The sequence below is a fragment of the Streptomyces sp. NPDC006259 genome (genome assembly GCF_042870975.1).
Classification (GTDB): Bacteria; Actinomycetota; Actinomycetes; order Streptomycetales; family Streptomycetaceae; genus Streptomyces.
Genome location: NZ_JBIAHY010000018.1, coordinates 1 through 5,607 on the forward strand (window position 1 = coordinate 1; position 5,607 = coordinate 5,607).

At 69.8% G+C, this 5,607-nt stretch carries 8 protein-coding genes and 2 pseudogenes; 6 read left to right on the forward strand and 4 right to left on the reverse strand.

Annotated features, from left to right (window positions below):
• Positions 1-383 precede the first annotated feature (383 nt).
• The 3 genes and pseudogenes from ACFYO5_RS37850 (at position 384) to ACFYO5_RS37860 (ending at position 1,904) form a co-directional block, all read left to right on the forward strand.
• On the forward strand, positions 384-731 hold the full coding sequence (locus tag ACFYO5_RS37850) for a hypothetical protein (RefSeq protein WP_388718314.1): 348 nt from the start codon (positions 384-386) through the stop codon (positions 729-731).
• Positions 732-1,222: 491 nt separating this feature from the next.
• Positions 1,223-1,751, forward strand: a pseudogene (locus tag ACFYO5_RS37855) (tyrosine-type recombinase/integrase); the annotation flags it as partial.
• A 24-nt stretch (positions 1,752-1,775) separates the two neighbouring features.
• Positions 1,776-1,904, forward strand: coding sequence for a hypothetical protein (locus ACFYO5_RS37860; RefSeq protein ID WP_388718317.1), 129 nt, complete (start codon positions 1,776-1,778; stop codon positions 1,902-1,904).
• 97 nt (positions 1,905-2,001) lie between these two features.
• Here the strand turns inward: ACFYO5_RS37860 and ACFYO5_RS37865 are convergent, their stop codons facing one another.
• From ACFYO5_RS37865 to ACFYO5_RS37875, 3 genes are read right to left on the reverse strand one after another with little or no spacing between them, the layout of a single operon-like run.
• Complete coding sequence (locus tag ACFYO5_RS37865; RefSeq protein ID WP_388718320.1) at positions 2,002-2,334, reverse strand: PCC domain-containing protein; 333 nt, start codon at positions 2,332-2,334, stop codon at positions 2,002-2,004.
• A gap of 25 nt (positions 2,335-2,359) precedes the next feature.
• The gene (locus ACFYO5_RS37870; protein ID WP_388718323.1) at positions 2,360-2,779 is read right to left on the reverse strand and encodes a hypothetical protein; all 420 of its coding nucleotides are present in this window, start codon (positions 2,777-2,779) and stop codon (positions 2,360-2,362) included.
• A gap of 6 nt (positions 2,780-2,785) precedes the next feature.
• On the reverse strand, positions 2,786-3,454 hold the full coding sequence (locus ACFYO5_RS37875) for an HNH endonuclease family protein (protein WP_388718326.1): 669 nt from the start codon (positions 3,452-3,454) through the stop codon (positions 2,786-2,788).
• A gap of 127 nt (positions 3,455-3,581) precedes the next feature.
• Between ACFYO5_RS37875 and ACFYO5_RS37880 the strand changes: the two are divergent.
• Positions 3,582-3,754: pseudogene (locus tag ACFYO5_RS37880) on the forward strand (transposase); the annotation flags it as partial.
• 305 nt (positions 3,755-4,059) lie between these two features.
• Here ACFYO5_RS37880 and ACFYO5_RS37885 read toward each other — a convergent pair.
• The gene (locus tag ACFYO5_RS37885) at positions 4,060-4,596 is read right to left on the reverse strand and encodes a hypothetical protein (protein WP_388718329.1); all 537 of its coding nucleotides are present in this window, start codon (positions 4,594-4,596) and stop codon (positions 4,060-4,062) included.
• 54 nt (positions 4,597-4,650) lie between these two features.
• On the opposite strand from ACFYO5_RS37885, the gene ACFYO5_RS37890 reads away from it, so the two are divergent.
• Together ACFYO5_RS37890 and ACFYO5_RS37895 are read left to right on the forward strand one after the other, a co-directional pair.
• Positions 4,651-4,848: a NucA/NucB deoxyribonuclease domain-containing protein gene (locus tag ACFYO5_RS37890; protein WP_388718332.1), complete on the forward strand. Its 198-nt coding sequence runs from the start codon at positions 4,651-4,653 to the stop codon at positions 4,846-4,848.
• Positions 4,849-4,937: 89 nt separating this feature from the next.
• Positions 4,938-5,516, forward strand: a complete 579-nt coding sequence (locus ACFYO5_RS37895) for a hypothetical protein (protein ID WP_388718336.1) — start codon at positions 4,938-4,940, stop codon at positions 5,514-5,516.
• Positions 5,517-5,607: the final 91 nt, after the last annotated feature.

The window sequence follows — 5,607 nt, forward strand, 5'->3', positions numbered from 1 at the left end:
CCTTCGAACCGATGCTCCGTCTGCCGGCCAAGTAGGACAGCCCCGCCGCGCACCGCCTTCCGGACCCGACGCACCACTACGGCGAAGCCATGACCGCACTGCCCGACTGGATGAGCCCGCCCCGCGCGCAGGGCTGTTCGAGGAGGACGTGGAGGCGACGTCGCGGCCTGCCGGGAGTGCGTCGGCCACAAGGTGTCCTACACCTATCCCGACTGCGGGCACACCGCGATGGTGACGCCGGAGGCGGCGGCGAAGAAGCGGGGGCGGTGCTGGAAGTGTGCCCAGGAGTGGTGGCAGGCCAACGAGAAGCGGATGAAGGGGAGCTGTCCGCCGCGGCGAAGGCCGCCGCCGGCCGCGCGTCTGAACTGCTGGACGCTGTGCCCGTGGCCGCTGACGTCCCGGCGCCGCTGGCGACCGAGTGGCGGTGGTGGGCGGCCACGTACCTCCAGGGCGCCATCGCCGCCGAGGAGGTCATCGGCAAGGACGGCGAACGGGAGCGCGTGCTCGCGCGGGTGACGCCCGCCGCCGCGACGCTGCTGCCGACGAAGGAGCAGGCGGGCCGCGCCGCGTCGGCCGCGGGGGTGCTGCGGCTGGTCGACCAGGCGCACTGGGCCGAGGGCTGGCTCCACCAGCTCACCGGACGCGGGGCCCGTCCAATGCCGGCCGACGACCTGGAAAACCGTCGTGGCGCGAGTCACCGTGGGTTCAAATCCCACACCCACCGCAGATGAACGGCCCCTGACCAGGTGCATCGGTCGGGGGCCGTCGCGCTGCGCGCTGTCCGTGAGTAACTGCGGTTCCCCGGTGTTTCCCGCTCGATCGGGCACGGCTGGGGCACGTCCGCTTCCAGCCTGGACGCTGTCACAGGTCCATTGTCGGTGCCCCTTGCTAGCTTGCTCGTTGAGACCGGTCGGAGAACCCTTGAGGTCCGCGGTTAAGGGGGGTGGGCACAAAGGTCCCCGGGTTCGCCTCGGGACTGTGAGCTTAAGGCCGTGGCATCCACCCCCCTCCTCAAGCCTCGCGCGCAGCCTCCACCACCACTCACCCCAGCTCCCATCCCGTCCGCCGTCGACCCACACACCGTGGAGCGGGCGTGGTTCCTGGCGTCCAGGTGGAGCGCGCCACCGTACGAACGACCTGGACGCCATGGGCCGCGTCTGCTCGGCTCTGCCTGAGTCGATGGTGGACGGGATGGGAGCACCCCGCGCACGCCACTACGGTGGACATCGACGTGTCCGGCGGCTTCGTGCTGGTCGACGAGAACCTGGCGGAAGCCAACGGCGCCTTGGTCTTCGATACTCCGAAGTCGCATCAGAAGCGACTACTTCGAGTCGGCCCGTCGCTCGCCAAGCGGCTCGGCCGGCACTTGGAGACGCTGCCCGGTGGCGATGACGCTTCTGCTGTTCACCACGCCTGCGGGAAAGCCTCTGCGCTACAACCAGTGGCGTAAGGCGTACTTCGACCCCGCCGTCTCGGCGGCCGGATTGACCGACGTGACCCCGCATGACCTCCGGGCCTCGCACGGGACATGGGTCGCCGACCGGTACGGCGTGATGACCGCCGCTCACCGCCTCGGCCATGCGAACGCGAGCGTTACGACCCGGCACTACGCCCGGCCGGTCGCCGGTCGTGACGACCAGGTCGCCGAAGCTGCCGACTCCTGGCTCAGCGGGCACGACCCCGCTCCTGGGGCACGTAGCGGGCACAACGACGATGACGACGGCTCCGCCGGGGTGCTCGCGCCCGTCTGACCTGCGGCACAGCGGTCAAGCCGCATGATCGGCGAAAGGTCTTGGAAACTGCTCCTCGCGCGTGAGTTCACAGAGGAGGAGGTGAACGACCTGCTGAGCGACGAGGACCCCGACGCCGGCGGGCAGGACGACGAGTACGAGTGGGTGCGGTGACCGTGCCGGGTGCGAGGCCTGGGCAGCACTCGGCCCCGGCGGCGCCCCACGGGGGGAGGGCGGCGCCGGGGCCGAGTGCGGACACCCTAACGCGGGGTCAGGTGACGGGGATGACGTAGGCGCGGGCGAAGTGGGTGCCGATGTGCGCTTCGTGGAGGTGTCCGGCGATGGCGCGGTCGCCTTCGACGCCCATGACGACGTGGATGTGGGCGAGGCCGTTGCGGATCTCGCCGGTGCCGGTCATCTCGCCGGGCAGGTCGTACTTGGTGATGATGTCCTTGAGCGCGTCGCCCTCGGGCATGGTCGAGACGGTGAAGGAGTCGGCCGCCCCGATCAGGGAGACGATCGCCGCGTCGGTGATACCGGCCTCGGCGGCCTGGCGGTTCAGCTCGTCGACGAGTTCGCCGGCGGGGACTTCAAAGACGATCACAAGGGACTCCGTCCGATCATGGGGCTCAGCTCCCGCAGCATGACCGAGGAGCACCAGCGGGCGCCAGAGTCCCGGGGTTGAGGGCCTCCCTCGCGAAGCGGGTGGCGAGGAAGTCCGCGCGGGGGCCGTACGAGGCGGGCTGGGAGACGATCCGGCCGGCGGTCGTCCAGTCCACCGCGCACACGCGGGAAGTCACGGCCGTCATGTAGAGGTGGCGGACCTCCTCGTCGTGGGCCAGGACGCGGGCGACCTGGTCGGCCTGGCCCTGGCCGGGCAGCTTGGCGAGGATGCCCGCGGCGTTGACCCGCAGGATCGGTACGTCACCGTCCAGCATCCACCGGCGCAGGTTGGCGGTGGATGCCTTGTCCGCCAGCGACGCGGTGACGACGTGGGTACGCGAAGCCGTTACCCCGACGAGCACCACATGCGCGCCTACCAGTCCCAAGGCCGTCTACACCGCGGGGGTGTAGGCGACGGTGGTGTCGCCGCAGCCGTCGGCGAGTTCGGTCAGCCGGTCGACTTCGCTCTGGTCGGCGGTGAGGTTCCAGCGCAGTTTCGTGGCGGTCCATTCGGAGATGTACCGGCACACCGCGCCCTGGGCCGGGGGCAGCCATTGGGCGGGGTCCTGGTCGGCCTTGCTGCGGTTGGAGCGGGCGGTGACGGCGATGAGGCTGGTGTCCTGGCCGAGGTCGTTGGCGTAGGCCTCGCGCCGGGCGGGGCTCCAAGCGGAGGCGCCGGAGTCCCAGGCTTCGGCGAGGGGGACCATGTGGTCGATGTCGAGGCCGGAGGCGTCGGTGACGGTGGTGTCGTCGTAGTAGGAGAACCAGCTGCCGCCGGTGAGCGCGCAGCGGGCGCCGACGACGGGGGCGGTGACGGCCTCGGCGATGAGGACCTCGCCGCGGGTGTTGCAGCCGTCGGTCGGGTCGGCGCCGGAGTTCCAGTGGCGGAAGGCGTCGCGGGTGTAGCCGTCGCGGGATTCGCCGGCGAAGGGCAGGGCGGCGACGGCGTCGGTGAGCGGCAGGACGACGGGCTCGGCGGCCACCGCGTGGGCGGGGCCCGCGGCGAGCGACGCCAGGGCGAGACAGCAGGCGGCGAGAACGCGCGCGAGGGTATGGGTCACGGAATGTGGATAGCGGTTAGTGCAGGTGCATAAGGCGGGTTCAGCCTGCGGTTCATCCGCGAGGGTGGCAGCGTTCACCCGAGCACCGCCTCGTCCCCCGGAGCGCTCCTTCACCCCCTCCGTGCCGACCAACCTGCAGGTCGTCATCGACGCCTCAACAGTCGCCTGGTCGTGGCCGTCGGCCTGGCGCTGCCCGGCAGCCGCAACGACTGCCGGGCTTTCACGGAGTCCGGCATCGACCGGGCCTGCTGCGGAGTCCCTACGATCGCCGACGGCGGCTACCAGGGCACCGGCCTGCTCGAGGTCTTCAATGGCTGGGGTTATGGCGGGGAGACGATCGATGGCAGGGCCGGCGCCACCGCCCTGGCGAACTGAACGCTCGGGCGGCCACACTGGGTCCATGCAATATGTCGGCCGGGTGCCCGCTGCGCCGCTCGACCGTTTCATCGACGATATCTACTGTCTGGCTATGTCCATGAGAACGGACAGCGGGTGTTCACTACTTCGGGAGGCACCGCGGCCCGGCCCTGTTCGATTTTCCACAACTACTGCAGCACAGGGGCGCGACGCGGGTCAGGTGCTAATCCCTTGCTCGTCCGTCAGCATCAACGGGGAGGGCTGCCGACGACTTCCGCCAACTCGCCAGCGGCCTCGGGAGTCAAACGGTAGAACCCCTGAAGGCTGACCGAGTTCTCAAGACGGCCATCCACCACGTACTTCAGACCGCGGGTCTGGCCTCGGCGATTGCGCCAGGTAAGCCTCGCAAGCAGTTCACCGGGGATGGCCACGTCGAAGCGTACGGGCGTCGCCTCCACGTGTACCGCCTCGGCGCCGCAGCCGTCGGCGCCGAGCATCGACCAGTCGCCGTGCCTGGGATAGGCAGGGTCCTCCCAGGTTGCAGGGGCCATGCCGCAGCAGTCGCGTCGCTCCCTGTCGATCACTCGCATCTGACTCACCACGAAAACCTCGCGCCGGTTAACGTGCAGCGCGTACACATCGTCCCCAGCACAGGCACCCGTCCACGCGGGCAGGGAGGAATGAATGCCGCTGAAAGCGACCGGCGGACGCTCGCCCACGCGGCCCGCCTTGCGCAGCGCACGGCACGTGTCATGGGTCCACAAGACGGTGAAGGCATCAGACATGCCGTGATCCTATGAACGGGGACTGACAGCCTCCCGAGCACCGTCCCGGCCGACATGCGGCGCGCCGGGCGCACCTCCTGCGACGAATACCCCTTCGCCTCCACCTACGAGGGCGGCACCACCCTCGCCGCCGGACAGCGGGAGATCACCTGGGTCAAGGTCCAGGAGAACAAGTCCCAGGGCGGACGCATCACCGCGTGGCGCGGCCAGATGCATGTCATGGACCACGATCCCTTCTACGTGATCGCCTGACCGGCCGCCGATACACTCCCGTAAGGCAGGGTGCCCCGTTCCCGCGTCACCTGGGAACGGGGCACCGGCCGTGTCCAAGGAGGCTTGTCATGCTGGTGCGCGCGTCCTCGTTCACCGTCGACCTGGGGGAGAACGGCTACCTCATCGGCTTCACCGACGACTACGCATACCCCGCCGAAATGCCCTTCGGGTGGCGCTGCGGCCCGGCCACCGGTGAGGCCAACGCCGTCGTCCTGACCACCACCGAAACCGGCCCTCTCCACTTGACCGTCCAGGTCTACGACGGCCCGCCGCCACCGGAGGCCGGCGGCGACTGGGAGCTGGCGGAGGAGATGAGCCTGCGCGTCGAAGTGCCCGCACTCTGCCTCGCGACCCTGGAGCAGGGCGACGTCCTGGACGCATGGCCCCAGGACCAGGTCCCCCTCGATGTCCCGGCCTCGGACAGCGGAGGCTGGGTGCGTATGCGTCTGTACTGCCATGCCGACGATCCCGAACCCGGCATCGGCGACCACGGGGAACGGCATTTGGTCCAGTTCTGGCCCACACCCCACATGCCCCCCGTCCACCCTGACATCACCCAGGCCGACCGGCAGGCCCGTGCCGAGTACGCCGCGGACCAGGCCCTGCCCGTGGACGACTACACCATCACCTACCCCGACGTTCATTAGGCACTGTTTCTCGGATCTCCTGACGTGAGTGGGGTGTTGGGGTCAGGCTTGTCGTATGGGCCGTGGGGATCTGACGAACGCGGAGTGGGAC

Coding starts and splice junctions, on each gene's coding strand:
- ACFYO5_RS37860 (WP_388718317.1), top strand. CDS start 1,776: ATGATCGGCGAAAGGTCTTGGAAACTGCTCCTCGCGCGTGAGTTCACA.
- ACFYO5_RS37885 (WP_388718329.1), bottom strand. CDS start 4,596: ATGTCTGATGCCTTCACCGTCTTGTGGACCCATGACACGTGCCGTGCG.
- ACFYO5_RS37890 (WP_388718332.1), top strand. CDS start 4,651: ATGCGGCGCGCCGGGCGCACCTCCTGCGACGAATACCCCTTCGCCTCC.
- ACFYO5_RS37895 (WP_388718336.1), top strand. CDS start 4,938: ATGCTGGTGCGCGCGTCCTCGTTCACCGTCGACCTGGGGGAGAACGGC.